This is a genomic window from Mesorhizobium sp. WSM4806, from assembly GCF_055811635.1.
Genome location: NZ_JBVVQZ010000011.1, coordinates 168550 through 194025 on the forward strand (window position 1 = coordinate 168550; position 25476 = coordinate 194025).

General features: G+C 62.0%; 25 protein-coding genes. 8 read left to right on the plus strand and 17 right to left on the minus strand.

The features are described from left to right. Positions 1-29: 29 nt before the first annotated feature. Together uvrC and AC0L2M_RS18420 are read right to left on the minus strand one after the other, a co-directional pair. On the minus strand, positions 30-2117 hold the full coding sequence (gene uvrC, locus AC0L2M_RS18415) for an excinuclease ABC subunit UvrC (RefSeq protein ID WP_287229939.1): 2088 nt from the start codon (positions 2115-2117) through the stop codon (positions 30-32). Beyond that, positions 2114-2890, minus strand: coding sequence for an SDR family oxidoreductase (locus AC0L2M_RS18420; protein WP_128169238.1), 777 nt, complete (start codon positions 2888-2890; stop codon positions 2114-2116). The genes uvrC and AC0L2M_RS18420 overlap by 4 nt, the downstream gene beginning before the upstream one ends. Before the next feature lie 408 nt (positions 2891-3298). Between AC0L2M_RS18420 and AC0L2M_RS18425 the strand changes: the two genes are divergently transcribed. Beyond that, entirely contained in the window at positions 3299-3949 is a 651-nt protein-coding gene (locus tag AC0L2M_RS18425; protein ID WP_027152642.1) for an outer membrane protein, read from the plus strand. Positions 3950-4023: 74 nt separating this feature from the next. Here AC0L2M_RS18425 and AC0L2M_RS18430 read toward each other — a convergent pair whose 3' ends face one another. The 3 genes from AC0L2M_RS18430 to AC0L2M_RS18440 form a co-directional block, all read right to left on the minus strand. Continuing rightward, the gene (locus tag AC0L2M_RS18430; RefSeq protein ID WP_023800675.1) at positions 4024-4620 is read right to left on the minus strand and encodes a glutathione S-transferase family protein; all 597 of its coding nucleotides are present in this window, start codon (positions 4618-4620) and stop codon (positions 4024-4026) included. 452 nt (positions 4621-5072) lie between these two features. After that, complete coding sequence (locus AC0L2M_RS18435; RefSeq protein ID WP_473535524.1) at positions 5073-5738, minus strand: hypothetical protein; 666 nt, start codon at positions 5736-5738, stop codon at positions 5073-5075. A 45-nt stretch (positions 5739-5783) separates the two neighbouring features. Continuing rightward, entirely contained in the window at positions 5784-5915 is a 132-nt protein-coding gene (locus AC0L2M_RS18440; RefSeq protein ID WP_287260721.1) for a hypothetical protein, read from the minus strand. 141 nt (positions 5916-6056) lie between these two features. Between AC0L2M_RS18440 and AC0L2M_RS18445 the strand changes: the two genes are divergently transcribed. Further along, positions 6057-6395 (plus strand): transcriptional regulator, encoded by a 339-nt coding sequence (locus AC0L2M_RS18445; protein ID WP_128169240.1) that lies wholly within the window; start codon positions 6057-6059, stop codon positions 6393-6395. Here AC0L2M_RS18445 and AC0L2M_RS18450 read toward each other — a convergent pair. The 10 genes from AC0L2M_RS18450 to AC0L2M_RS18495 all read right to left on the minus strand — a co-directional run bounded on the left by AC0L2M_RS18450 (position 6365) and on the right by AC0L2M_RS18495 (position 15733). Next, positions 6365-6820: a hypothetical protein gene (locus tag AC0L2M_RS18450; protein WP_023800678.1), complete on the minus strand. Its 456-nt coding sequence runs from the start codon at positions 6818-6820 to the stop codon at positions 6365-6367. The genes AC0L2M_RS18445 and AC0L2M_RS18450 overlap by 31 nt on opposite strands. A gap of 130 nt (positions 6821-6950) precedes the next feature. After that, positions 6951-7796: a 23S rRNA (adenine(2030)-N(6))-methyltransferase RlmJ gene (locus AC0L2M_RS18455; RefSeq protein ID WP_473535525.1), complete on the minus strand. Its 846-nt coding sequence runs from the start codon at positions 7794-7796 to the stop codon at positions 6951-6953. A gap of 3 nt (positions 7797-7799) precedes the next feature. Continuing rightward, the gene (locus tag AC0L2M_RS18460) at positions 7800-8414 is read right to left on the minus strand and encodes a hypothetical protein (RefSeq protein WP_128172798.1); all 615 of its coding nucleotides are present in this window, start codon (positions 8412-8414) and stop codon (positions 7800-7802) included. A gap of 184 nt (positions 8415-8598) precedes the next feature. Further along, positions 8599-9699, minus strand: coding sequence for an ABC transporter ATP-binding protein (locus AC0L2M_RS18465; RefSeq protein WP_128169242.1), 1101 nt, complete (start codon positions 9697-9699; stop codon positions 8599-8601). A 10-nt stretch (positions 9700-9709) separates the two neighbouring features. After that, on the minus strand, positions 9710-10543 hold the full coding sequence (locus AC0L2M_RS18470; RefSeq protein ID WP_023800682.1) for a carbohydrate ABC transporter permease: 834 nt from the start codon (positions 10541-10543) through the stop codon (positions 9710-9712). 14 nt (positions 10544-10557) lie between these two features. After that, the gene (locus AC0L2M_RS18475) at positions 10558-11493 is read right to left on the minus strand and encodes a carbohydrate ABC transporter permease (protein WP_027152651.1); all 936 of its coding nucleotides are present in this window, start codon (positions 11491-11493) and stop codon (positions 10558-10560) included. 135 nt (positions 11494-11628) lie between these two features. After that, positions 11629-12888 (minus strand): ABC transporter substrate-binding protein, encoded by a 1260-nt coding sequence (locus AC0L2M_RS18480; protein WP_023800684.1) that lies wholly within the window; start codon positions 12886-12888, stop codon positions 11629-11631. Between the two features lie 27 nt (positions 12889-12915). Beyond that, positions 12916-14091 carry a PLP-dependent transferase gene (locus tag AC0L2M_RS18485; RefSeq protein ID WP_287341789.1) on the minus strand — a complete coding sequence of 392 codons (1176 nt, stop codon included), beginning with the start codon at positions 14089-14091 and terminating at the stop codon, positions 12916-12918. Beyond that, a complete protein-coding gene (locus tag AC0L2M_RS18490; RefSeq protein WP_091590567.1) occupies positions 14088-14822 on the minus strand; it encodes a FadR/GntR family transcriptional regulator in 735 nt (244 codons plus the stop codon). Before AC0L2M_RS18490 ends, AC0L2M_RS18485 begins: the two co-directional genes overlap by 4 nt. Positions 14823-15052: 230 nt before the next feature. Then, positions 15053-15733, minus strand: a complete 681-nt coding sequence (locus AC0L2M_RS18495; protein ID WP_473535526.1) for a TetR/AcrR family transcriptional regulator — start codon at positions 15731-15733, stop codon at positions 15053-15055. 188 nt (positions 15734-15921) lie between these two features. Here AC0L2M_RS18495 and AC0L2M_RS18500 point away from each other — a divergent pair, with 188 nt between their 5' ends. Together AC0L2M_RS18500 and AC0L2M_RS18505 are read left to right on the plus strand one after the other, a co-directional pair. Next, entirely contained in the window at positions 15922-16410 is a 489-nt protein-coding gene (locus AC0L2M_RS18500; RefSeq protein WP_254023828.1) for a RidA family protein, read from the plus strand. Between the two features lie 874 nt (positions 16411-17284). Continuing rightward, positions 17285-18007 carry a haloacid dehalogenase type II gene (locus AC0L2M_RS18505; protein WP_287341965.1) on the plus strand — a complete coding sequence of 241 codons (723 nt, stop codon included), beginning with the start codon at positions 17285-17287 and terminating at the stop codon, positions 18005-18007. Positions 18008-18045: 38 nt separating this feature from the next. On the opposite strand, the gene AC0L2M_RS18510 is transcribed toward AC0L2M_RS18505, so the two are convergent. Further along, positions 18046-18495 carry a DNA polymerase III subunit chi gene (locus AC0L2M_RS18510; protein ID WP_091590560.1) on the minus strand — a complete coding sequence of 150 codons (450 nt, stop codon included), beginning with the start codon at positions 18493-18495 and terminating at the stop codon, positions 18046-18048. Positions 18496-18514: 19 nt separating this feature from the next. After that, positions 18515-20026, minus strand: coding sequence for a leucyl aminopeptidase (locus AC0L2M_RS18515; protein ID WP_287260713.1), 1512 nt, complete (start codon positions 20024-20026; stop codon positions 18515-18517). A gap of 245 nt (positions 20027-20271) precedes the next feature. On the opposite strand from AC0L2M_RS18515, the gene AC0L2M_RS18520 reads away from it, so the two are divergent. The 4 genes from AC0L2M_RS18520 (at position 20272) to AC0L2M_RS18535 (ending at position 25301) form a co-directional block, all read left to right on the plus strand. Continuing rightward, entirely contained in the window at positions 20272-20586 is a 315-nt protein-coding gene (locus AC0L2M_RS18520) for a hypothetical protein (protein WP_287073990.1), read from the plus strand. Then, on the plus strand, positions 20583-21785 hold the full coding sequence (lptF, locus tag AC0L2M_RS18525; protein ID WP_023800696.1) for an LPS export ABC transporter permease LptF: 1203 nt from the start codon (positions 20583-20585) through the stop codon (positions 21783-21785). The genes AC0L2M_RS18520 and lptF overlap by 4 nt, the downstream gene beginning before the upstream one ends. A gap of 16 nt (positions 21786-21801) precedes the next feature. Beyond that, positions 21802-22884 (plus strand): LPS export ABC transporter permease LptG, encoded by a 1083-nt coding sequence (gene lptG / locus AC0L2M_RS18530; RefSeq protein ID WP_023800697.1) that lies wholly within the window; start codon positions 21802-21804, stop codon positions 22882-22884. Between the two features lie 128 nt (positions 22885-23012). Further along, positions 23013-25301, plus strand: coding sequence for an LPS-assembly protein LptD (locus AC0L2M_RS18535; protein WP_473535527.1), 2289 nt, complete (start codon positions 23013-23015; stop codon positions 25299-25301). Positions 25302-25476: the final 175 nt, after the last annotated feature.

Sequence of the window (25476 nt, forward strand, 5' to 3'; positions counted from 1 at the left end):
CGATGGACCAGCCGAAAATAGCCGAATCATCAGCTCTCGTGAAAATGGTTGTAGACCAGCTTGGCGACCTGCTCGGATATGCCATCGACCTTGACCAGATCCTCGATCGCGGCTCGACTGACCGCCTTGGCGGTGCCGAAATGCATGAGCAGCGCGCGCTTGCGACCGGGACCAATGCCGCTGATCTCGTCAAGCGGGCTCTTGACCATCTCCTTCTTGCGGCGGGCGCGGTGCGAGCCGATGGCGAAGCGATGGACCTCGTCGCGCAGCCGCTGAACGAAATAGAGCACGGGGTCGCGCACGGGGAGCGAAAACGGTGGCTTGCCCCTGACGAAGAAGCGTTCGCGGCCGGCGTCACGGTCCTGGCCCTTGGCGATGCCGATGGCCTGGACACGGTCCTCGATGCCGAGGTCGGCGAGGATTTGTCGCACCGCCGTCATCTGGCCCTGGCCGCCATCGATGAGGATGACGTCTGGCCAGGCCGGGAAGCCGCCTGCATCCTCGATATCGTCGCCCTGTTCGGCTAGGATGTCGTCCGCCGCCAGTTCGCTCCGCGGCACATCGCCATGTTCCTTCAGCAGGCGGGAGAAACGCCGCTCCATCACCTCGCGCATCATGCCGAAATCGTCTCCCGGCGTGATCTCGGTCGAGCGGATGTTGAATTTCCGGTACTGGTTCTTCACGAAGCCTTCCGGCCCGGCGACCACCATGGCGCCGACGGCGTTGGTGCCCATGATGTGGGAGTTGTCGTAGACCTCGATGCGCACCGGCGGTTTCTTCAGGCCGAAAGTCTCGGCGAAACCGGTGAGCAACCGCCCTTGCGTCGAGGTCTCGGCCAGCCGGCGGCCGAGCGCCTCACGGGCATTCTGCAGGGCGTTGTCGGTCAAATCCTTCTTCTCGCCGCGCTGCGGCACCGAGATCGCCACCTTGCGACCCGCGCGGGTGGAGAGCGCCTCAGCCAGCAATTCCTGGTCCTCGACGCCATGCGACAACAGGATGGCGCGCGGCGTCGGCTTGTCGTCATAGAATTGCGCCAGGAACGAGCCCAGCACCTCGGCCGCCTCCATCGCCGGATCGGCCTTGGGGAAATAGGCGCGGTTGCCCCAGTTCTGGCCGGTGCGGAAGAAGAAGACCTGGATGCAGACCTGGCCGCCTTCCTGATGGATGGCGAAGACATCGGCCTCGTCGACGGTCTGCGGGTTGATGCCCTGATGGCTCTGCACATGCGACAACGCCGCCAGCCGGTCGCGATAGATTGCGGCGCGCTCGAAATCGAGATTCTCCGCGGCCTGCTGCATGGCGGCGGAGATGTCGGTCTTCACCTTCTGGCTGCGGCCGGACAGGAAGTCCTTCGCCTCGGCGACCAGCCTGGCATAGTCACTATGCGAGATTTCGCCGGTGCACGGGCCGGCGCATCGCTTGATCTGGAACAGCAGGCACGGCCGGGTGCGGTTCTCGTAGAAGGAGTTGGTGCAACTCCTGAGCAGGAAGGCGCGCTGCAGCGAGTTGATGGTGCGGCCGACGGCGCCGGCCGAGGCGAAGGGGCCGAAATAGTCGCCCTTGCGCGAGCGCGCGCCGCGATGCTTGTAGATGCCGGGCGAGACATGATCGCCGGTCAAAAGGATGTAGGGAAACGACTTGTCGTCCCGCATCAGCACATTGAAACGCGGCCGCAAGCGCTTGATAAGATTTGCTTCCAGCAGCAGCGCTTCGATCTCGGTGCGGGTGACGACGAACTCCATCGTCGCCGTCTCGCGCACCATGCGGCCGATGCGGCTGGTGTGGAAGCGGCCTTGTGCGTAATTGGTCACCCGCTTCTTCAGGCTGCGCGCCTTGCCGACATAGAGCACGTCGCCTGCGGCATTCATCATGCGGTAGACGCCGGGCGCGTTGGGCAGCCGTTTGACCAGCGTCTGGATGACTTCGGCGCCGACCATGCCGTCGGCATCGCCGGCATGCGGCGTCCAATCGATGGCGGTGAAGGCGACGTCAGGGCCACCGGGACCGGGCGTTGACGGTTCGACGATCTCCTCCGCCACCTCGTCCTCGAGGTCGACATCGGGCGGCAGGTCTACGGCAGCGCCGACACGTTTGGGTTTCTGGTCCATGGGACTCATTCGACAATGCCTGTCACATCGGGAGTCTGCCACGCAAGGTGCTGGCCGCCGTCGAGCGCAATCATCTGGCCGGTGACCGAGCTTGCGCCCCAGAGATAGCGGATGGTGGCGCCGAATTCAGGCAATTCCGGGCCGCGCTTCAGGATCAGGCCGTCGACCTGCGCGGCAAAGTCGCTGTCTTGCTGACGCGCGCTCTTCAGCGTCGGGCCGGGACCGATGGCATTGACGCGAATGCGGGGTGCTAGCGCCTGCGCCATCATCTGCGTTTGCGTCCACAATGTCGATTTCGACAGCGCATAGGAGAAATAGCGGGGCGTCGGGCGCCAGACGCGCTGGTCGATCATATTGACGATCAGCCCTTCCTCGCCTTCCGGCAGCGCGCGGGCGAATTGTTGCGCCAAAAATGCCGGCGCCTTCACGTGTATGGCGAAGTGACGGTCCCAGGCAAGCCAGTCGACGTCCTGAACCGTATCGTCCACGAACAGCGACGCATTGTTGACCAGCAGTGTAACAGGCCCGAGCGCGGCTTCGGCGCGGCCAACGAGGTCCTCGACCGCGGCAATGTCGGTCAGGTCAGCGGCGACCACAGCAGCCCGGCCACCCTGGCCAAAATGACCGCCGTTGATCCGCGCGGCCAATGCTTCCGCCTCGGCCCGCGAGCGGTTGCAATGGATGGCGACGGCAAAACCGTTCGCGGCGAGATCCTCGACGATCGCCTTGCCGATCCGCTGGCCCCCGCCCGTCACCAGCGCCGTTCCAGCGGCCTTGCTCATCCTGTCAATCCTCAATGGGGCTCGATTTTGAGCCAGCCGGCAAAATATGGCCGGCGAAGCGTTAAATGCCGTTCGGACCTTGGGCAGCATTGTGGCAAAGCGGCCGGATCGGTCTTTCGACTGTGGCCGGGACTCGGCCTGCCAGCCGCAATATAGGACTACGGACCCCTTGCTCCAAGCGTCGTTCAGCGCGGCACAGCTAAGCCTCCTGACACCATCTGTTGCGCAGATGCAACGTCAAAGTTCAGCCTTATTCGTGCCAGGTAATGACCCAAGTTCAGGTTCGCTTCAGCCGTATTTTGACACGACATTCGGAACCGTTGAGCGCCAGACCCGTTTTTCCCCCCGGCGGGTTGAGGGCGCTTGTGAAAAGCAAGCCTGTGCCTGTGGCTTAAGGAGTAAAGAACAATGCAAGCCAATCTTAAATTTGCGCGACCGCTGGCGGTGGCGTTCGGGCTCTTCGCCCTCGGCGGAACCGCCTATGCTGCTGACGTCATCGCGGAAGAGCCGCCGGCCCCCGCCCCGATCGCCGAACTTCCGGTCGCTTCCTGGGCCGGTCCCTATGCCGGTGTGAGCGTCGGCTACGGCTTCAGCGGTCACGCCGATGCCGAGGATATCGGCACTGACGTCGACACCGATGGTTTTGTCGGCGGCGTCTTCGGCGGCTATCAGTGGCAGCAAGAGAACTTCGTCTACGGTGCTGAAGCCGATATCGGCTATAGCGGCATCGAGGGCGACGATGGCGGCGTCGAGGCCAAGGGCGGCTTCGAAGGCTCGCTGCGCGCCCGCCTCGGCTACGCCGTCACCCCGGAAATCCTGCTCTACGGCACCGCCGGTGGCGCGCTCAAGAACCAGGAGATCGAAGCGGCCGGCGCCAGCGACGAAAACACCATGCTCGGCTGGACGGCCGGCGTCGGTACCGACATCAAGATCACCGACAATGTGTTCGGCCGTGTCGAGTATCGCTACACCGACTTCGGCGACAAGGACTTTGACGGTATCGGCAAGGTCAAGTCGACCGACAACCGCGTCACCTTCGGCGTCGGTATGAAGTTCTAAAATCGTCCAAGCCACGACACGAAAAAGCCGGGCCTCGTGCCCGGCTTTTTTATGCCCCCTTCTCTGGCAGCCGCTCACGCCGGGACGCTGGGTTTCAGATCGGGAAACTTCTCGTCAAATCGCGCCGCCCAGCGGACCAGCCTGCTGCGGCCCTTTTCCCATTTTCCGGCAAAGCGCAGTGAGAGATAGCCAAGGCAGGCGCGCAGCGCCAGCTGGCCGGCGGTGATCTTCTTCGGCAGCTTTGGCGGGTTGGCGTTGAGCAGGTCGAGCGCGCTGGTGATCTTCGCCCACTGGCGGTCGAGCCACGGTTGGTAGACCATGTCTTCGGGGCGCGTGCGCCGCTCATAGACCATCGACAGCGCGCAGTCGCAGATGCCGTCGGCCAGTGCCTCAAGCACTTCCGCCTCGAGGCGCTTGTCGGGATTGCGCGGAAACAGCGCGTTCTTCGACATGCGGTTGAGATGCTGGGTAATGGCGCGGCTATCGTGGATCGAGCGGCCGTCGTCGAGCACCAGCACCGGGATCTTGCCGAGTGGATTGGCGTCGATCAGATCAGCCGGTTTGTCTTCGGTTTTTATCGGCACGAGCTCGACGGCGATGCCGGCATAAAGCGCGGCCATGCGCACTTTGGAACTATAGGGTGACGTGGACGCGTAGAGCAGTCTGGGCATGATCGGGTTCCTGTTTGCCGAGTACAGAGCATGGACGCGCAAAGGACGCTGTAGCACTTTGAATTTGCGTGTGATCCATTTCCGCGACACTGTTGGCCGGACATCCCGACATGATCAACAGCCCACAGGCGGAAAAACCGGGCGCCACGGCGAACGACCGTCCTCTTCCATGATCCGCAGGCAGATGAGCGGTACAGTTCCAGCCTGAGAGCATCTGAACAGGTCAGACGGGTTCGAAACCGAGCCAACTCGTCTTGCACCAAGAATTTCTCTCCGGGCACAGAGAAATGCCCCACCGGACTTCGCCATATGGCGAAGTCCTGGGAGCTGCGAAAAGCTGTCTTCCCTCCGCCTCTGTTGCTGCCCGAGCACTGACCCTGCGAGCGAGGCGCCTATCCGGCACCCGCCCTCAACCGTCCTCAGCACTGTCCTCCGCGAGCGAAGAAGCGCGATTACTTCTTGGCCTTCGCGGTCGCGGCCTTCGCCTTTGGTTTGGCCGCAGGCGCTGCTTTCTTCACCGCTACCGAAGACTTCGCTGCAGCCGCTTTCTTTGCCGGCGCAGCCTTCTTGGCCGGTGCAGTCTTGGCAGGCGCAGTCTTGGCAGGCGCAGCTTTCTTCGCTGCCGGCTTGGCCGCGGCCTTTGCAGCCGGCTTCTTGGCCGGCGCTGCTTTTGCCTTGGCGGGCGCAGCCTTGGCCGGTGCTGCTTTCTTCACTGCCGGTTTTGCCGCAGCCTTCGCAGCCGGCTTCTTGGCGGGCGCTGCTTTTGCCTTGGCCGCGGCGGCCTTCGGCTTGGCAGCAGGTGCTGCTTTCTTCACAGCGGCTGCGGCCTTTGCCGCCACTGCCTTTACTGGTGCTTTCGTTGCCGGTGCCTGCTTTGCCGGTGACTTGGATGCCGGCGCTTTGGATGACTGTTTAGCCATATCATGCCCCTTAGTTGTGCCGACGGCCGTTAATGACCCGGCGCGTAATGCATATCTGACTCGCGCTTGTCTAGCCAGCGAAGCATCAGCATGATTTTCGAAGTTTAAGTTTCGGTTACACGCGACACTACGCTCGTGCTGATTTCGCAAAATGCCGGCGCTGCTCTTCGAGCTTTGCCGACCGTTTGCGACAGACATTCTGCGCGCATTGCCGGAACCAATCCCACTTCAAGGCGCTGAAGCTTAGCAAGCCTTTTTTGTTCGTTGATCGTCGACCGACACCACCATGACGGCTGCTTCATCGATCTCATCTTCTTGTTCTAGCAGGCGATCTACACAAGCTGCAAAAGCAAAGCGCGGGAATTCCGCTGCCATGATTTGTCCGCGGTTGACAGATTACTCTATTTGGCAGAGTATTCTGAATCATCTGGAAGAGCGCATGTCATTCGCGCAATATCGGGCGGCGCTGACCCAGATCAGTGAGACTGAACGCCGGACACCACAGCAGGCCCGATAATGGCTGCCGACGAAATCATCCACCAGAGCGTGCGGCTCAGGATCATGGCGGCGCTGAATTCTCTGGAACGGCGCGAAGCGCTGGAATTCACCCGATTGAAGCTCATCGTCAATGCGACCGACGGCAATCTCGGCGCGCATATCGATACGCTTGCCACGGCGGGCTATGTCGATGTCGAAAAGCTGTTTGTCGGACGTCGACCGCAGACGCGGGTCAAGGCGACGTCAGTCGGACGACGCGCCTTTCGCGGTCACGCCGCCTTCCTTCGCGCCATCCTCGATGAGGCGGAGCAGCCCAGCAAACGCAATCAGCGCAGGACGCGGCAGCGGCCGTTGTAGACCATCCAGCGGTCGAAGCCCGCGACGCAGAATTCGACATTGTCGCCGATCGAGGCAAAGCCCTGCCCTTCCTCGATCAGATACCAGATGGTGCGGGCGTGGCCGTCGGACAGGCTGACGGTGGCGCCGCAATAGCGGCGGCCGATCGGCCAGGTTTCGTTGGCTGGCAGATAGCGATGCTGGTGGATGCCCTGGAAATCGACAATCTCGACGTCGGGCAGATTCGGCACGTGGTGCACCTGGTAGGAGAAGCGGTTGGTGATCTTGTTCAGCACCCAGGCCTCACCGCAAACGCCGCTGTCTTCTTCGGTATAGACGACGGCAAGGTCGGCCGCCTTTGCTGGCTGGATGACAGCGAGGGACGTGCCGAGCGGCGTGCAAAGCGCTATCAGTGCGGCAAGGGCGGATTGGGCGAAGCGAGTCATGGCAGCCTCTTATGGTCGACTGCGCGCACTGTGCGGATTCGCTTGCGCGCGGTCAAGCGGTTGTAGCGACAATGGTTTCCTAGTTCGAAATCGCCTTCAACCAGGACAGGCGCGCGGATAGCTCTGCCGCCTACGCCGCCAGCCATTCCAGCGTCCAGTGCGCCGGTTTTTCAACGACAAGCAAATTGTGCAAAGCCGGCAGCAGCGTGCGCAATTCGCCTTCCAGCGTGAACGGCGGGTTGACCACCACCATGCCGCTGCCGTCAAGGCTGGGCTCGGCCGTTGGCGGCCTGATCTCGAAGCCGATGTCGAGCAGCTTCGGGACACCTGACTGCGCCAGCGCCTTGCGGAAGGCGGCGACCGCCGTGCGGTCCTTGACCGGATACCACAACGCATAGACGCCGCCGGGCCAGCGCTTGTGGGCTTTGCGCAGCCCGTCGACGAGGCGGTCGAACTCGCCCTCCTCCTCGAAGGGCGGATCGACGAGTACAAGGCCGCGCTTTTCCTTCGGCGGCAGATGCGCGCCGAGTGCCAGCCAGCCGTCGAGCTCGATCACCCGGGTCTGGAAATCGCCAGCGAATAGCGCCCTCAGCTTCGCGGCGTCCTGGCGATGCAATTCGACCGCCGACAGCCGATCCTGCTTGCGCATGAGATGACGCGCGATCAGCGGCGAGCCCGGATACTTTTTCACGCCGCCTTCAGGATTGAGCGAACGAACGGCTTCCAGATAAGGCGCCAGCAGTGCTGCCGCCGGCGCGTCAAGCGCGGCATCGACCAGTCGGCCAATGCCGCCTTGCCATTCGCCGGTCTTTTGCGCTTCAGTCGACGATAGGTCGTAGCGGCCGATGCCGGCATGGGTGTCAATGACGCGAAAGGCCTTGTCCTTCTGCTTCAGATATTCGACGAGCCGGCTCAGCACGACATGCTTGACGACATCGGCGAAGTTTCCGGCGTGATAGGCGTGGCGGTAATTCACGATCTAGTTCGAGCCCCTGCCCCAGCGTGGCGGTGGCGGCTGCGAGTTCGGATTTTGCGGCCGGCGGCCGCCGAAACACAACGCCAACAGCAGCCCGATCAGGCCGGCCGCTATCAGCGAGAAGCCGACCGGCCGCGCCCGGCGATCGATCTCGCCGACGCCGGAACGCAGCACGAGGTCCACCGCCCGCATCTCGATGCCTTCGGCGTCGCCCGGGCCGATGGTGAAGAGGTACGGGCCGGGGCTGACCTTCGCGATCAGGCCGGCTTCGTCGCGAAAGATCTTGTCCGGCAGTTGCGGGCTGACCTGGCGCGGATTTTCCGAATGGTTGAATTGCAGCGTCGAGGCGAGCACGGTCCTGCCGCCGGTGGCGGCGATCAGCGTCAGCACGGTGCGCTGTTGCGAGACGACGATGCGTTCGGTTCTCGCGGTGAGGTCGACCAGCACCAGCACCGGCGCGTCGCGAGCGGCCAGCGGCACCGTCACCGGCATGAACCGGCCCTGTTCGTAAACCCGCCAGGTGCCGATCTCACGGCCGGAGAAATTGGTCATCGCCCAGGGATAGACGACGCCGATGCTGATGCCGGCGAGCAGAATCAGAAGAAACAGAAAGCGCATGCGCTCGACTACCTTGCCGGATATTAGCATTAGCGCCGCGCGGGCGCGTTCCATCTCGTCCCAGGAGCCATGTCGAGGCCGAGATCAAATGTCGTATCGAATTCGGCGGTGCCAAGATAGACAATAGCATCGGACCCAAAGGTGGGAACAGAATCCGAATGATCTGAGCGCCCGATAAGGAGGATCAGCCCTTCCCCTTCTGGAGGCTCGATTCCAATGCGCGCATTCCAGTCTCGTCGAACAAATGCAGATGTTGCGGCGGGAAAGCCACCGTCACCGTCGGGCCAGCCGTCAGCGCCGCCCTGTCCAGCGTGAAGACGTTGAATGGCAGGCCATGCAGGCCGAGATGCAGGATGATGCCGAAGCCGGTCGGCTCGATCAAGTCGACCGTCGCCCTCAGGCTGCTCTCCGATGCCGGCGACATCTCGACATGCTCCGGCCGGATGCCGAGCGTCACCGCCGCGCCCTCCTCGAGTTGATAGGCTGACGAAAGCCCAATCAGCGTTCCGTCAGGCAATCGTGCGCCGGCCGTGCCTGCGCCGACCTCATAGCGCGCCGACAGAAAATTCATCGCCGGCGATCCGATGAAGCCGGCGACGAACAGGTTGGCAGGGCGGTCGTAAAGCTCCAGCGGACTACCGACCTGCTGCACCACGCCCTCATGCATGGCGACGATCCGGTCGGCCAGTGTCATCGCCTCGATCTGGTCGTGAGTGACATAGATCGAGGTCGCGCCGAGATCGCGGTGCAGCTTCTTGATCTCTGCCCGCATCTGCTCACGCAAGCGCGCATCGAGATTGGACAGCGGCTCGTCGAACAGGAATGCCTTGGGCTGTCGCACGATCGCGCGGCCCATCGCCACGCGCTGACGCTGACCGCCCGAGAGTGCCTTCGGCCGCCGCGCAAGCAGCGGCTGCAACTCAAGCTTCCTTGCTGCATTGCTGACGGCGGCCGTGATCTTCTCGCGGGCAGCCTTCCGGATGCGCAGGCCGTAGCTCATGTTCTCGGCGACATTCATGTGCGGATAGAGCGCGTAGGACTGGAACACCATGGCGATGTCGCGGTCCTTGGGCGCCCGCTCATTGACGCGCATGCCGTCGATCCGGATCTCACCTTCGGTCACCTCCTCGAGCCCGGCGATCATGCGCAGCAGCGTGCTCTTGCCGCAGCCCGACGGCCCCACCAGCACCACGAACTCGCCGTTCTCTATCGACAGGTCGACGCCATGCAGCACGGAGACGACGCCGAAATTCTTGCGGACGTTGCGGATGTCGATCGATGCCATTGAACCTCACTCAGCCCTTGACCGCGCCGGCCGTCAGGCCCTGGACCAGATAGCGCTGGATGAACAGGAAGAAGAGGCAGGCCGGGACCAGCGCCAGCACGCCGGCCGCCATCATCTGCCCGAAATCGACCGAAAACTTCGACACGAAGGTGAGCAGACCGACCGGAAACGTGGCGGCGCTGTTGCCCGAAATCAGCATCAGCGCGAACAGCAGTTCGCTCCATGCGGCGGTGAATACAAAACCCAGCGTCGCCGCAATGCCGGGCAGCGTCAGCGGCAGGACGATCTGGCGAAACGCCATGAACTGCGTGGCGCCATCGATCTTGGCCGCCTCCTCCAACTCCTTGGGAATGCCGTCGAAAAACGACTGCATCAGGAACGTCGCGAAGGGGATGTTGAAGGCGGTGTAGACGACCACCAGCCCGGTCAGGCTGTTGGTCAGCCCGAGTGGCGAGAGCATCTTGAAGATCGGCGCGACCAGCATCACTAACGGAAACATCTGGGTGAGCAGCATCAGCGCGACCAGCCAGTATTTGCCGCGGAAGGTGAAGCGCGACAGCGCATAGCCGGAGAGAGACGCAAGCAGCGTCACGATCACGGCCGTCGCGCCGGCAACGATCATGCTGTTCCTGAAGAAGACCGGGAATGCGCTGTGGGCCAGCACGAAGCGAAAATGTTCAAAGCTCATCCGCGACGGCCACATGCGGACGCCCTCGGAATAGAGCAGGTCGTTCGGCGTGACCGATACTTTCAACAGCCAGAACAGCGGGAACAGTGCAAAGAGGACGTAGCAGAGGATCGCCAGGCGGTGCAGCGCGGTGCCGAAGGTCGAATAGCTGTTCATCTGGTCATCCCGGATCAGGCCCGATCCATCAGGACTTGCCGCAGCATGACGATCAGCATCGAATAGGCGAGCAACAGGACGAGCAGCACCAGCGCAATGGCCGAGGCATAGCCGAAATCCAGGGCCCTGAAGGCTTGCGTGAAGATGTAGCTCGCGACGATCTGGGTGCGGTCGGCAGGCCCGCCGCTGGTCATGACGATGATCAGGTCGGCGAAGTTCGAGATCCAGACGGTGCGCAACAGCACGGTGATCGCAATGGTCGGCGCAAGGAACGGCAAAGTGATCGACGTGAACCGCCTGAATGCCCCGGCGCCGTCGATCGCCGCCGCCTCGTAGAGGTCGCGCGGGATGGCCTGGAGCGCGGCCAGCAGCGTGATGGCGAAGAAGGGAATGCCCCACCAGACGTTGGCGATGATCGGTCCCCACATGGCAAGCTGCGGGTTGGAAAGGATGTTGGCCGGTTCATTCATGAGGCCGAGCGCATAAAGCCAATGCGGCAGCGGTCCGATGACGGGGTTGAACAGCCACGCCCAGTTGAGCCCGGTGAGGAAAGTCGGTACCGCCCAGGGCAGGAACACCAGCGCCTGCGCTATGGCGCGGCCGGCGAACGGCCGGTCGAGCAACAGCGCCAGGATCAGGCCGAACACGAATTGCAGCAAGACGGACGCGCCGGTCCACCACAGCGTGTTGCGCAGCGCCCGATAGAAATTGTCGTCGTCATAAAGGGTGCGAAAATGATCGAGCCCGACATAGCCGCCGGAGAAGGGGTTGAGCAAGTGCACGTCGCGGAAGGCATAGGACAGGCCTAGCACCAGCGGCGCCAGCATGATGGTGACGATCAGAATCAGCGCCGGGGCGGTGTAAAGATATGGCTCGGCATGGCGCGTGATCCGGTCGACCAGCGACCGGCGGCGCGATTCCGGGAACCCGGCGGTGGCGTCAAAGACCATCAGCTAACGCTTTCGCTCCAATTGGCCATCCGTCCAATCGACCCTCCTTCCAATCGATCCTCCTTCCAATTGACCATGGACGAGACGTATCGGAGCCACCCGCGATGGGCGGCTCCGATGCCTGGCGTCCGCCGTTTATTTCTTGGCCAGGTATTTCTGCTGCGCCTTGGTCAGATAGTCGGCCCACTGGTTGGCCATTTCCTCTGGCGTGATATCGCCAAGCAGTGCCTGTTGACTGGTCTTGATGACCATCGAGTCCTTGAAGAAGGCGAACTCCTCGAGATAGGTCGGCATAACCGTTGGCACCGCATCCTTGTCCTCGAGTTCAGCGAACCAGCCCTTGAACTGCTCGCTTGCGTAGAAGGGATCCTTTTCGGCCGACTTGTGGACCGGCAGCGCTCCGGTGCGCTTGTTCCACTCGACATTGCCCTCGGGCCCTTCGAGCGTTTCGATCAGCTTCCAGGAGAGGTCCTTGTTCTGGCTGGCCGCCATCATCGACCAACCGGCATAGCCGATGGTCGGGAACGTCTTGCCGCTCGGCCCCTTCGGCATGGTCGTGACGCCGTAGTCTTCCGGCTTCATCCGCTCGGCTATCGCGATCAGCGCGTCTGGATCCTGATCAAGCATTGCGCAGGTGCCGGTGTAGAATCCGGCGACGATTTCGTTAAAACCCCAGTTGACGCTGTCCTTCGGCGCCAATCCCTTCTTGTACAGATCGACGACCCAGGTCAGTCCCTTGACCCAGCCCTCGCTGTTCATGGTCGAGGTGCCGTCCTCATTGAAGAACTCGTTGGAGCCGGCCATGGTTGCGCCGAACATGATCCAGCCGTTGAGGCCACCCGGCCCGCCGCGCAGGCAGTAGCCATATTTGCCTGGAAGCTTGGATACTTTCTCCGATGCCGCCACGAACTCGTCCATTGTCTTGGGCGGCTCGGTGACACCAGCCTCCTTGAACAGCTTCTTGTTGTAGAACATCGCCCGCAGATAGAAGCCGTAGGGCAGCATGTAGGCGGTGTTGTTCACGTCGCGGCCGAGCTCGAGCGCGCGATCGGTGAGGCCCGAGGTGTGCTCCCATTTGGCCAGATAGGGTTCGAGGCTTTCGAGAAGGCCGTTGTTGGCATAGAGCGACAGCCAGGTGTCCGGCATCTCCATGACGTCGGGGATTTCGCCGGCAGACACCATGGTCGCGAATTTCTGGAACGCCTCGCCCCAGGGCAGCGAGATCACCTCGACCTTGGTGCCCGGGTTGGCCGCCTCGAATTTGGCGACGATCGACTTCAGGGTTTCGGTACGCTCGGGGCTGGTGATCACCTCCACGAGCTTCAGCGTCGTGTCGGCGAGTGCAGCACCCGACATCAGTACGGTGGCGAATGCGGCGATAAGAAGCTTCTTCATTTTCCGTTCCCTTCTTGTCTGGTTGCTTCAGGTCTTTTCTTCGGAAGCGGCGTCGATCGCCGTTTCCAGGTCACTCCACAGCGCCTCGGTTCCCTCGAGGCCGACATGGAGACGCACGGACCGCGGATGGACGCCGAACGCCATCGCGGAATTGGGTTGGGCCTTCTGCTGCAGCACGACCTCGCCGGGCACGATGAGGCTTTCGTGGCCGCCCCACGACACGCCCAGCTTGAACAGCTTGAGGCGGTCGGCAAAGGTGCGGATGTCGATGCCGTCGCGGAAGACAAATGAGAACAGGCCCGACGTGCCGGTGAGCCCCGCGGGAAGCAGGTTGGCCAACCCTGGATGGCAGACCCTCTCAACGATTGGATGATCCCGCAGGCGCCGTGCGATTTCGAGGCCGGAGGCCTGATGAGCGCGCATCCGAATCGGCAGTGTGCGCAAGCCGCGAATCAAGAGCCAGGCATCGAATGGCGACAGCTTGCCGCCGAGATATGGATAGGCTTCGCCGCGGATGCGGCCGATCAATTCCTTCGAGCCCGCGACCACGCCGGCCACCACGTCGCTGTGGCCGCCCAGGTACTTGGATGCGGAGTGGACCACAACGTCGACGCCGAGCGACAGCGGCCGCTGAAAGACCGGGCTGGCCCAGCTGTTATCGATGATGGTCGGGATGCCGCGGGACTTTGCCAGCGCAGCGAGCGCGCCGATGTCATGGGTTTCCATGACCCAGCTGGTCGGGCTTTCCATATAGAACAGCCTGGCGCCAGGCAGGGCGCTCGCGACAGCCGCCTCGTCGCGCCCGTCGACATAGGTCACCTCGATGCGCATGCGCGCGAGCAACGTCCCGAACAGTCTGAACGCGTCCGGGTAGATATGCCTGACCGCGACAATGCGGTCGCCCGGTTCGACGAAGCTCAGCACTGCCGATGAGATGGCGGACATGCCGCTTGCAAAACCGATCGCGTCCTCGGCGCCCTCCAGCTTCGCCAGCATTTCCTCGAACATGCGCACGGTCGGGTTCAGCCCGCGCGTGTAGGTCGGCCGCACTTTTTCGCCGCGGTATGTTTCGAGCATCTCGTCATAATTCGAGAAGGTGAAGAGCGAGGTCTGCACGATCGGCGGGACGACGGCATCGAAGGCGTTGCCTTCGTCATGGGCGGCGATCAGCGAGGCCTGGTCGAAAAAATCCGGGCCATTCATTTCGACATTTCCTCGATATCCTCTTCCACGATCTCGAGGATCTTCAGCGTTTTTCCGCGCGCCAGCTCCGCGTCCCCGGCGACGATGGCATCGAACAGCTCACGGTGATACGGGAACGATCGCCGCGCGAAATCCTGCCGGTCGAAAGGATGGTCCCAGAAGCGCTCGAACGCTTCGCGCATCTGCCCCAGGAGCTGCCGGAAAAGCGGGTTGTGCGTGGCATCGTAGACCGCCAGGTGAAAGGCCAGGTCTTCCGGCCCCGACGTGCCGGTGGCGAGATGGACGCGCTCCATCTCGATGAGTTTTTCCTCGATCGTCCGCAGATCGTCGACTGTCCGCCGCCGCGCCGCAACCATGCTTGCCTCGGCCTCGATGCCGCGGCGCACCTCGAGGGTGTGCAAGAGACCGTCGCGCAGCTCAGCCGTATTGAGCGACAGCGGCAAATGGATCGTGCCGGCGGATATCGGCTTGAGCAGATAGGTGCCGCTGCCTTTGCGGGTCTCGGTGACGCCGAGCGCTTCGAAACGCCCCATCGCCTCGCGAATCGTCGAACGCCCCACGGAAAGCGCGGCCATCAGTTCGCGTTCGGTCGGAAGCCGGTCACCGCTCTTCAGCGCAGCGCGCTCGACATAGTCTGCCAGCGCTTCCATGACTTGTTTGCCGCGGTCCAACGGCGGGAGCGTGGCGATTGCCACACGCGTGGCAGGTGCCCCGGGCAGTTCGCCGCGCATACGCATGGGTACCTACGCCCAAAATTGGTCTGACATCTTAGCAGTTTTGCGCGCCACCGGCCTTTCGTCAAGTGGCCTCGGCAGTGCAGAGGTTGCATTTCGGCTCACACCCATTGCGGAACCCTGGACGTTGCCGCGTCATCTGCGACCTTGCAAAAATCAGCTGCAAAACTGTGACTTTAATCAGCGATTTTGCGACAGTCGCTTTCAGCCAAAGCTACCGTTCAGCCTCATTTTGGAGAGAGGCCATCGAGCAGGAAGCCGAGGCCATTCCTGAAAGCGCCGTCCCAATCATTGTCCAACAGCAGACGAGAGCGTTCGATTGTCGGATAACGTTCGCTGAGACGTGTAAGGCGCTGCTGCGCAGCGGCCCTGTCGTCGTCCGAGAGGTCGAAGCTCGCCCGGGTGATGGTGGCGCCCATCACATAGTTCCAGAGCGACCATATCGCAACGTTCACATCTGCGTCCGCAACACCGGCCCTGGACAAGGTCTTGCTCAGCAGTTCCAAGCGACCGAGGATGTTCGGGCCGAGCGCCCGGCGCGGCAACAGCGATGCCGACCAAGGGTGGCGCAGCATGCTGGCGCGCCAGTCTTCAAGCATATGAACGACTTCCCCGCGCCAGTCTTGAGCTATTTGCGGCGGTCCGCGATATTCGAGGACCGAGTCGAGCGCCAGATCAAAGACATCCTCTTTGTTGTCGACGTGCCAATATAGGCTCATCACGCCCGAGCCGAGGCGATCGGCCAGCCGACGCATCGTCAATCCGTCGACTCCCTGGGCGTCAAGCAGTTCCACCGCGGTCGCCACGATACGTTCCCGAGAGAGCGGCGGTTCACTGCGCGGCTCCTGCAAGGGCTGGAGCCGCTCATTTATCCCTCGTTTGCTCCGGCCGCTGCGTTTGCCAGCCATCCGTCTTCCTCGCTGTTCAGAACGTCGATTTTGACCGGCAAACGCGAACGAATGTCGATCTGAACGATTGACTCGTACGGCGTACCATACGATGACTCGTACGTCGCACGAGTCATCGTATGGGCGATACGGTTAAAGTTCAATAATGCCGGCCGCGAGGCACGTTGCTCGCATAGCTAAGAGAAATCATGTCACGCGCAATCAAGCATCTGCTTATCGAAGGGCTAATCATCATGACCATGGGAGTTCCCACTGCCACGACAGCCAATGAGAAGGATCTCAAGCTGACCATCGTCAATCCACAAAACCTCTACGACCCGTCGCCAAATGGCTACAGCACGGCGGTGATCACGCCGCGCGGAGCCCGGGTGGCCTACATCTCCGGACAGGGCGGCCAAGACAGCACGGGAGCCTTGTCGCCCGACTTCGCTGTCCAGGTTGAGCAGGCCTACACAAATTTGCGCACCGCCCTCGATGCGCTCGGTGCGAGGCCGGATCAGGTCGCCAAGCTCACCGTCTTCGTGGTCGATCACGATATGTCCAAGCTTGAGGTGTTGACCAAGAACGTCAAAAAAATGTTCGGTGAAGCGCTGCCGGCGCAGACCCTGATTCCCGTCCCCAAGCTTGCAATTGACCCCATGCTCTTCGAGGTGGAGGCCGTCGTCATTCTGGAATAGTGGTGCAGCTCGCCTTTCGCAATTGTCCAGAGCTTCGCGGAATTACGAATTACGGATCGCGGTAGGGACGCTCAGCAATGGGCGTCCTACCGCGATCAGTAATTAGACGCCATCAACAGCAAAACCGGACAGCCGGCATTTCCGAGATCAGGCCATAATTGGACATTTTGCTGATTTGCCTCCCTGACTGCACTACAACAAGGCACAGATGGTGCTTAACGGGATCTCCATGATGCGGGCAATCCGATCCGCCTTGGCAATCGTCCTACTATCCGTTTCCGCTTTCGGAGCCGATAATTCTCCTGGAGAGGATGCGATTAGGAGCCTCCTTATCAGACCGGAGACCTGGACGATGTACTTGGAGTTCACGGACGCGGCGATGCCCAGCGACCGAGCCCAGAAGATGATTTGGGAGTACTTTCAGCGTGATCAAAAGGTAATGGGACGCCGGGTCGGCCTCGCATTTGGAGGCTGCGATCTTGAACTCTCGTTGAGAAGCGACGGGTTCAGTTTTCGTTGGTGCCCGCCCCTCGACGCCGGCGGGCCCTCACTCGTTTACGATCCGAGTGATCCACAATACCCCTTCAAGGGTCACGGTCCGCAAAAGATCTGGCTCAAGGCAAACGAATGAAGGAGGGGGGCGCGATGGTGGCGCCCGCCACCCTTCCGCTCATGCCGGTACCGGGTTGTTGCCGGCGCCCAGGCCACTGGAATATCGGTGACAGTGCCCTTTGTCTATTTTGCAATCTAATTGGCACAGCCGTCATCGCGCGTAAGCCCGACCGCATCGCCGAGCAAATTGGCAAGGCCGTGAAAAGGGGAAAACGAGGCAGGCGACGAAGGAAAAATAGTGGGGATCGAGGAGCCGAATGTGATGGCATTGGATCGCGTACGTGCGTTGGTATTCGACGTGTTCGGCACTGTCGTCGATTGGCGCAGCGGCGTGGCGCGCGATGCTGAGCCGTTCCTGAAGCGGCATGGAGCAGGATCCGCTATCCCTACCGCTTTCGCGGATGCGTGGCGTCGCCGTTACTCTCCAGCGATGGAGGAGGTGCGCAGCGGCCGGCGGCCCTTTACACGGCTCGACGTGCTGCATCGGGAGAATCTGGAAGCCATTTTGCAAGAATTCGGGATCGACCCGGCTTCGGTGCCGGCGTCCGAGCTGGACGAACTGAACCTGGCATGGCACCGATTGGAGCCATGGCCGGACGTGGTGGCCGGCCTTACACGGCTCAGGGCCCGCTATATCATCGCGCCGCTCTCGAACGGCAACATCGTCCTCATGCTCAACATGGCGAAGCGGAGTCGCATCCCCTGGGATGCGATCCTCGGCGCCGAAGTCGTGCAAGCCTACAAGCCTGCGCCGGAAGCCTATCTTCGCACCGCTGACGTGCTGTCAATGAAGCCGGATGAGATCTGTCTTGTGGCCGCCCACAATGGCGACCTTGCAGCGGCTCGGGCATGCGGATTGCGAACAGCCTTTGTCCCGCGTCCGACCGAGCACGGGGTGGCGCAGACCACGGATCTGCACCCTGATCAAGCCTGGGACCTGGTGGCCAGCGACTTCATTGACTTGGCTGAACGACTTCAGTTGTAGCAACCCCAGGTTGCTGATCGCCCAGGCGGCAGGCTTTGCTACGCCTTGCGTTCCCAGCGCCGGTCTGAGGTCTGCTGCCAGTAGGTGACTGCGTGGCCGGCTTCCTTCATCGTCTTCCAGTGCGTGCGCGCCGCCTCGAGCTGGGCCGCATCGTGGCCGTCGAACAGGAACACGGCGCGCTCGTAACCGGCAAGCTTCGGCGGCACCGCGCCGTCAACCAGGAAGCGTATCTGCGCCTCGTTCGGATTGTCATGGCTGGTTGTCAAAAGGATCGGCTGCTCGGCCAGATAGGATTCGCGGTCCGTCGCATGCGCCAGGAAGGAATCGTCCCTGAAGGTCCAAAGATGCTGGTCCAGTGCGTCGCGCCGTTCTTCGGAGCCGGTCTGTACCACGGCGCGCCAACCGCGATCGACACTGCGCTCGAGCAGGCCGGGCAACGCATCCTCCAGAGTCGATTCGGTCAGGTGGTAGAACAGGACGTCGGCCATGATCGCGCCTTGAAAGGCCTCACTCCTCATAGTTGTCGCGAACCAGCCGGTCGAGCAGCCTGACGCCGAAGCCGGAGGCCCATGACTGGTTGATCTCGCTGGACGGCGCGCCCATCGCGGTGCCGGCGATGTCGAGATGCGCCCAGGGTGTATCCCTGACGAATCGCTGCAGGAACTGCGCCGCGATGATGGCACCGCCATAGCGGCCGCCGATGTTCTTCATGTCGGCATTTTTCGAATCGATCAGCTTGTCGTATTCGGTGCCGAGCGGCATCCGCCACACGCGTTCCTGCGTCGCCTGCCCGGCGCTCGTCAGCCTGTTCGCCAATTCGTCATTGTTGGAGAACAGCCCGGCATAGTGCTGGCCGAGCGCGACCATGGTGGCGCCGGTCAGCGTCGCCAGATTGACCATGAATTTCGGCTGGAAGCGATCGCTGCAGTACCACAGCGCATCGGCCAGGACGAGGCGGCCTTCGGCGTCGGTGTTGAGCACCTCGATGGTCTGGCCCGACATCGAAGTGACGATGTCGCCGGGGCGCTGCGCATGGCCGTCGACGGCATTTTCCACCAGCCCGATGATGCCGACGACATTGGCCTTGGCCTTGCGCGCGGCCAGCGCGTGCATCAGCCCGGTCACCGCGGCCGCGCCGCCCATGTCGCCCTTCATGTCCTCCATGCCGGAGGCCGTCTTTATCGAATTGCCGCCGGTGTCGAAAGTGACGCCTTTGCCGACGAAAGCAATCGGGCTGTCCTTGGCCTTGCCGCCGTTCCATCGCATGACGGCCAGGCGCGCGCCACGCGGCGAGCCTTGTGCGACGCCGAGCAGCGCGCCCATGCCGAGCTTCTTCATCTCCTTCTCGACCAGGATCTCGACCGCGACGCCGAGCGCCTCCAGTTCGTTGACGCGGGCGGCGAATTCCACCGGCCCCAGTATATTGGCCGGTTCGTTGACCAGATCGCGCGCCAGGAGCACGCCGTCGATCACCGCCACCTCGTCGGCGAAGGCCTTTTTCGCCGACGCCGGGTCGGCGGTGTGGATGGTCACCTTAACCGGCTTTTTGGGCTCGGCCTTGTTGCCGTCGCGCTGGCCGTCGCCATTGTCCTTTTTCGTCTTGTACTTGTCGAAAGCATAGCTGCGCAGAAGAATGCCCGCGGCAAGCTGTGCCGCTTGCCTGCCGCCGACGTCAGCACCCGGCAGATCGAGCATGACCGCCACCTCCGTCGCCTTGCGCAAGGATGCAGCGATGGTGCCGCCAAGCTTGAGCCAGGCATAGTCGTCGAGCGCCGAGACCTTGCCGGCGCCGACCGCCACCAGCCGGTCGAGCGATGTGCCCTCCGGCGCCAGCACTTCGACCAGGCCGGCGAACTTGCCGGAAAAGTCGGCCACCGGAAACGCCCGCTCCAGGGTCTTTGCCGGATCGCAAGCCTTTGCCGCGTCGCCGAGACCGCCATCGTTGGCCGCCAGCATGAAGACGCTGCCTTTTTTGGGCACTGCGAACCTGGCAAAGGCGATCGAAGGTCTCGAAGTCATCATGTCCTGCTTTCGGGAAAGGCGTTGGGTTTTCGGGGGAGTGCCTTGACGAACCAGATATTTGGCTGTTTCCGACCGGAAGCACCACCCCCATTTTCAATCATCGCCCCTGCCTGGCGATCTGCTGCGTGATTCTGTTGGCGCCGATCACGACCGCACCGTGAAAAATCGATTCCTGGCCGGTTTTGCTGCGCAATTCTGTTACTTCTGCTTTCATGCTTGTACCTGTCGCAGCCGCGGCGGCCATGTCGGTGACCGGCGCGACATTTGGTCGTTTTCCGGCATTTGGCAAGACTTTGCCGGAATCCGATCCCATATGGCAGATGGAATCGATGGCGATTCGTCGCGGCACGGCCCCGCTTTACTGCCGCAACCTGTTGTTAACCATTGATGTTCGCCCTTTCTTATCCAATGCCGCCGACACTCCGGCCACCGGAAACAACGATGTGGGACGGGAACCAGATCGAACCGCCAACGGACCGGTTGTGCAGGCGTCGCCGGGCGACTACCTTGTCTGGAGGCATGATGCCGTTCGGCAAAATCGAGAAAAGCCTTCATGAAGGTCGTTGAACGCTACATCATGCGTCGTGCGTTGGCGGTCTTCCTCGCAGCGCTCATCTGGACGCTGGCGATCGTGTGGACGACGCAGGTGCTCGCCCGCATCGATCTCGTGACCGACAGCGGGCAGTCGGCGCTGACCTTCTTCGAGGTCGCTGCGCTGATCATTCCGTCGATCGTCCCGATCGTCGTGCCCTTCGCCCTGGTGGTCGCGGTCGCGCAGACACTGAGCGCGATGAATTCCGATTCTGAGCTTGCCGTCTTGAACGCCGCAGGCGCTTCGCGCTGGACCATCGTCAGGCCGATCATGCTCCTGGCACTGGCGGCCAGTGTTTTTTCGTTCGCCGTCGACAACGGCGTCGACCCCTATGCACGACAGAAAAACCGCGAGCTGGTGGCGTCGTCGCGCGCCGATCTTCTGTCGCTCATCATCCAGGAAGGCACCTTCCACAAGATCGACGACGGCCTGTTCCTGCAGATCGGCCAGCGGCTTCCGGACAACCGCCTTGGCGGCATTTTTGTCGCCGATTCACGCGAAGAAGGCGTCAACCTCATCTACTACGCCAAGAGCGGCGCCATCATCGAAAGTGGCGACGAGCGGGTGCTGATGATGAACGACGGCGTCATCCATCGCAAAACGCTGGCCGGCGATCTTTCGGTCATCCGGTTCACCTCCTATGCCTTCGACCTGTCGGCCTTCATGTCGGCCTCATCGGAGGTATTGCTCTTGCCGAAGGACCGGACGACACAGTACCTGCTCAATCCCAGTCCGAACGACAAGATGTTCCAGAAAAGGCCGAACAAGTACCTGGCCGAGGTCCACCAGCGTTTCTCCGAATGGTCCTATTCACTCGTTTTCGCGCTGATCGCGCTTGCAGTCGCGGGAGACGCGCGCTCCCATCGCGAGGCGCGCATTCATCCGCTGATCACGTCTATCGCGATTGCCCTTTTCGTGCGCTGGCTCGGTTTCTTTGCCGCTGGGAAGGCCGACAACATTCCGCAATACGCCTATGTGGTCTACGGCGTTCCTATTGTGGCCTCCGCAGTCGCGACATGGTTCATCGTCTCCAACCGAACCATGGAACTGCCGGTCGCCTGGGCCGACTGGATGACGAATTTCGCCGGCCGCTTCGGTGACGGCTGGAGCGCCCTGAAGCTCCGCTTCGCCAGGCGCGGCGCTTCTGGCCAAGAGGCCAGCTGATGGGCTGGACACGCTAATGGGCTGGACTCTGGGCAGATACTTCTTCTTCCGCTACGTGACGATCACCATCTGGTTCTTCATCGGCCTCCTGGCGCTTGTGTTCCTGATCGACTTCACCGAGCTTTCCGGCCGCACGACCGGCTTGCCGGGTTTTACCTACGGCACGGCGTTTGCCATCTCAGGATTGCGAATGCCGATGATCATGCTGCAGACGGTGCCGTTCGTCGGCCTGTTCTCGGCGATGGCGACGCTGGTCTCGCTTAATCGCAGGTATGAACTGGTCATCGCGCGTTCCGCCGGCGTATCCGCATGGCAATTCCTGCTGCCGTGCTGCATCGGGGCGCTGCTGTTCGGGGTGTTGTCGGTCGGCGTCATCAATCCGATCGCCGCGTATGCGTTTTCCTGGTCCGAAAAAATCGAAACCCAGCTCCGCTCCGGCAAGTCGAACACCGTCTCGGCTGACGCCGAGCCCTGGATCCGGCAGAAAACCAGTTCCGGCGATACTATCATCGGCGCGCGCGCCATCCTCAATCAAGGCCTGGAGATGGCCGACGCCGCCTTCTTCGTCCTCAACCCGCAAGGCGACATCGTCGAACGCAAGGACGCAGCGCACGCCTATTTGCGGGATGGCTACTGGGAACTGCAGGACGTCAAGGTGTTCCGGGACGGCAACATCCAATCGGTGGCAACCGACCGCATACCGACCGATCTCAAGCCCGAGTTCGTGCAAGAGCGGCTGGCGCGCCCGGAAACCATCCCTTTCTACGATCTGCCCGGCAAGATCGAGGTTGCCCGCTCCTTCGGCCTCAAGGCAAATGCCTTTGCCATGCAATTTGATTCACTGGTAGCGCTGCCGTTCCTTCTCGTCGCCATGACTTTGATCGCCGCAACGGTGTCGATGCGATTTGCGAGGATGGGACAATCCGCGACGATGATTCTGGGTGGCGTCCTGGCCGGGTTTCTGCTTTATGTCGTGACAGTGCTGGTCAAGGCATTCGGCGTGGCGGGATTCGTACCCACAGTCGTCGCTGCATGGGTTCCGGTTGTCGTGGCTATGTTCTTCGGGGTGACTTTCTTGCTGTACAAGGAAGACGGCTAGTGAGGGGGGCGGTTTTGCGCATCCATAGGCATGCCGATTCGGCGCGCCTCTATGGCGCGAGCGCCTTGGCGTGCCTGCTCGCTTGCGTCGTTCCGAGTATCCCGGCTTTTGCCCAGGATATCAGCGGCATGGCAGCCGACGTTCCCACCGGTTCGCAAATGCTGCTGGCGGCAGATACGCTGGTCTATGACAATGACAACCAGACCGTAACGGCCGTCGGCGGCGTGCAGATCGATTATGGCGGCAACCGCCTCGTCGCCCAGCGGGTAGAATACAATCGCAACACCAAGCGGCTCGTCGCCAGCGGCAATGTCGAGGTCATCAACAGCGACGGCACCAAGATCTATTCGCAGCATGTCGACATCACCGACGATTTTGCCGACGGCTTCGTCAACGCGCTGCGTGTCGAAACCGTCGACAAGACCTATTTCGCCGCCGAAAGCGCGGAACGCATGGGCGGCGTGCTGACGACGTTCCACAACGGCGTCTACACGGCCTGCGAGCCGTGCGAGGACAAGCCGGACAAAGCGCCGACCTGGCGCATCAAGGCCAGAAAGATCATCTGGAACGGCGAAAAGAAGACGGTTCGCTTCGAGAATTCGAATTTCGAGTTCTTCGGCTTTCCGCTCGCCTATCTGCCGGCCTTCGAGATTGCCGACCCGACCGTCAAGCGCAAGAGCGGCTTCCTGATCCCCAGCATCGCTTACAAGAGCGACCTCGGCCTCGGCGTCAAAGTCCCCTATTATTTCGCGCTCTCACCAACCTACGACCTCACCGTCACCGGCAGCGGCTATACCAGGCAGGGCTTTCTCGGCGAAGCCGAGTGGCGCCAGCGCTTCAACAACGGCCAGTACAGTCTGAAGATCGCCGGCATCCGGCAAGAGGATCCCGACGAGTTTATCGACGACGACGGGCGCAATGTCGATTCGGGTGCGGCCGGCGACCCGAACGAGTTCCGCGGCATGATGGGCACCAAGGGCCAGTTCGCTATCAATCCGCGCTGGGACTTCGGCTGGGACGTCCTGCTGCAGACCGACAAGAACTTCTCACGCACCTACGCCATCGAAGACTTCGGCGACAGCGTGCATCGCTCCTCGATCTACCTGACCGGCCTCAACGGCCGCAACTATTTCGACGTGCGCGCCATGCGCTTTGTGGTCCAGGAAGAGGCACTCCCTGACGATCCGACCGCGCGCGCCGGCAAACAGCCCTGGGTGCTGCCCTCGCTCGACTACGCCTACATCCCCGACATGGCGGTGGGCGGCGGGCAGCTGTCGCTCAATGTCAACGCGCAGGCTATCAGCCGCGACAGGCTGGATAGGGCCCTTGCCGATCCGAACAACGCTGCGTCCGTCACCAGTGTACGCGGCATCGAGGGCCAATCGGGCCGTCTCACTGCCGAAGCGGAATGGAAGCGCACCTTCACCACCGATGGCGGGCTGCTGCTGACGCCCCTGCTGGCGCTGCGCGGCGATGCCGGCTATGTCAACGCCTCTTCGGGATCGCTCAATGCCATCAATCAGATGGCGTCTAACCTCGGCGTCGACGACGATACGCGATCGTCGCTCGCCCGCTTCATGGCAACCGCCGGACTGGAAATGCGCTGGCCGGTGCTGTTTTCGTCGACCAGTTCCAGTCACATCTTCGAGCCGATGGCGCAGGTGTTCGTGCGTCCGAACGAGCAATATGTCGGCGGCCTCGCTGTTCCCAACGAGGACGCACAGAGCTTCGTCTTTGATGCCACGACATTGTTCGAGCGCGACAAGTTCTCCGGCTACGACCGCTTGGAAGGCGGCACGCGCGCCAATGTTGGGCTGCGCTATTCCGGCGCCTATGACAATGGCTGGAGCACCAACGCGCTATTCGGCCAATCCTACCAGCTTGACGGCCAGAACTCCTTCGACGCGCCGGACCTGGTCAACGTCGGCGAAGATTCGGGCCTGGAGACCGCGAGCTCCGATTATGTCGGCCTTGTCGGATTCAACAGCCCCGGCGGGCTTTCCGGCTCGGTCAGCGGCCGCTTCGACGAGCAGAGCTTCGAGATTCGCCGCGCCGAGGTGAAGGCAGCCTATTCCGGCCTGCCGATTTCGTTCAGCGCCAAATACGCCTTCATCCAGGCTCAGCCGCTCTATGGTTTCACGACCGATCGTCACGAGGTCACGCTCGGCGCCTCGGCGCAACTTGCTGAGAACTGGCGTGTCTTCGGTACCGGCACCTACGATCTCGAGCAAAGCGTCCTGGTCAAGGACGGGGTCGGCTTTGCCTATAGTGATGATTGCTTCACCTACTTGATGACGTTCTCGGAATCCCGCGACCTGAGCACCAAGGAAGTGTCGCAGAATATCGGTTTCAACCTGTCGTTTCGCACGCTCGGCGATTTCGGCTCGACGCAAAGCTCCTTCAACACTGTCCAGTAGCAGACCACTGGCCAATAACGGACAGGCGGAACGGGCGGCCGGCCAACACACCAGCCCGAAAAATTCAAAGTGTCTTGAGCATACGTCGTGCGTAAAAGTGGACGCACTTCGCAGCTAACGACATCGTTTCGCCGCATAGCACAGGCACGGGTTCCAGTTCCCTCAAAATGCGATA

What these genes read in the sequence shown, in the direction of transcription:
- AC0L2M_RS18515 (WP_287260713.1), bottom strand. Translation starts at nt 20,026, where the DNA reads ATGACTTCGAGACCTTCGATCGCCTTTGCCAGGTTCGCAGTGCCCAAA.
- lptG (WP_023800697.1), top strand. Translation starts at nt 21,802, where the DNA reads ATGGGCTGGACTCTGGGCAGATACTTCTTCTTCCGCTACGTGACGATC.
- AC0L2M_RS18450 (WP_023800678.1), bottom strand. Translation starts at nt 6,820, where the DNA reads ATGACTCGCTTCGCCCAATCCGCCCTTGCCGCACTGATAGCGCTTTGC.
- AC0L2M_RS18490 (WP_091590567.1), bottom strand. Translation starts at nt 14,822, where the DNA reads ATGCGCGGCGAACTGCCCGGGGCACCTGCCACGCGTGTGGCAATCGCC.
- AC0L2M_RS18425 (WP_027152642.1), top strand. Translation starts at nt 3,299, where the DNA reads ATGCAAGCCAATCTTAAATTTGCGCGACCGCTGGCGGTGGCGTTCGGG.
- uvrC (WP_287229939.1), bottom strand. Translation starts at nt 2,117, where the DNA reads ATGAGTCCCATGGACCAGAAACCCAAACGTGTCGGCGCTGCCGTAGAC.
- AC0L2M_RS18430 (WP_023800675.1), bottom strand. Translation starts at nt 4,620, where the DNA reads ATGCCCAGACTGCTCTACGCGTCCACGTCACCCTATAGTTCCAAAGTG.
- AC0L2M_RS18520 (WP_287073990.1), top strand. Translation starts at nt 20,272, where the DNA reads ATGTCGGTGACCGGCGCGACATTTGGTCGTTTTCCGGCATTTGGCAAG.
- AC0L2M_RS18465 (WP_128169242.1), bottom strand. Translation starts at nt 9,699, where the DNA reads ATGGCATCGATCGACATCCGCAACGTCCGCAAGAATTTCGGCGTCGTC.
- AC0L2M_RS18505 (WP_287341965.1), top strand. Translation starts at nt 17,285, where the DNA reads ATGGCATTGGATCGCGTACGTGCGTTGGTATTCGACGTGTTCGGCACT.
- AC0L2M_RS18500 (WP_254023828.1), top strand. Translation starts at nt 15,922, where the DNA reads ATGTCACGCGCAATCAAGCATCTGCTTATCGAAGGGCTAATCATCATG.
- lptF (WP_023800696.1), top strand. Translation starts at nt 20,583, where the DNA reads ATGAAGGTCGTTGAACGCTACATCATGCGTCGTGCGTTGGCGGTCTTC.
- AC0L2M_RS18470 (WP_023800682.1), bottom strand. Translation starts at nt 10,543, where the DNA reads ATGAACAGCTATTCGACCTTCGGCACCGCGCTGCACCGCCTGGCGATC.
- AC0L2M_RS18435 (WP_473535524.1), bottom strand. Translation starts at nt 5,738, where the DNA reads ATGTCTGTCGCAAACGGTCGGCAAAGCTCGAAGAGCAGCGCCGGCATT.
- AC0L2M_RS18480 (WP_023800684.1), bottom strand. Translation starts at nt 12,888, where the DNA reads ATGAAGAAGCTTCTTATCGCCGCATTCGCCACCGTACTGATGTCGGGT.
- AC0L2M_RS18445 (WP_128169240.1), top strand. Translation starts at nt 6,057, where the DNA reads ATGGCTGCCGACGAAATCATCCACCAGAGCGTGCGGCTCAGGATCATG.
- AC0L2M_RS18535 (WP_473535527.1), top strand. Translation starts at nt 23,013, where the DNA reads ATGGCAGCCGACGTTCCCACCGGTTCGCAAATGCTGCTGGCGGCAGAT.
- AC0L2M_RS18420 (WP_128169238.1), bottom strand. Translation starts at nt 2,890, where the DNA reads ATGAGCAAGGCCGCTGGAACGGCGCTGGTGACGGGCGGGGGCCAGCGG.
- AC0L2M_RS18495 (WP_473535526.1), bottom strand. Translation starts at nt 15,733, where the DNA reads ATGGCTGGCAAACGCAGCGGCCGGAGCAAACGAGGGATAAATGAGCGG.
- AC0L2M_RS18510 (WP_091590560.1), bottom strand. Translation starts at nt 18,495, where the DNA reads ATGGCCGACGTCCTGTTCTACCACCTGACCGAATCGACTCTGGAGGAT.
- AC0L2M_RS18440 (WP_287260721.1), bottom strand. Translation starts at nt 5,915, where the DNA reads ATGGCAGCGGAATTCCCGCGCTTTGCTTTTGCAGCTTGTGTAGATCGC.
- AC0L2M_RS18485 (WP_287341789.1), bottom strand. Translation starts at nt 14,091, where the DNA reads ATGAATGGCCCGGATTTTTTCGACCAGGCCTCGCTGATCGCCGCCCAT.
- AC0L2M_RS18475 (WP_027152651.1), bottom strand. Translation starts at nt 11,493, where the DNA reads ATGGTCTTTGACGCCACCGCCGGGTTCCCGGAATCGCGCCGCCGGTCG.
- AC0L2M_RS18460 (WP_128172798.1), bottom strand. Translation starts at nt 8,414, where the DNA reads ATGCGCTTTCTGTTTCTTCTGATTCTGCTCGCCGGCATCAGCATCGGC.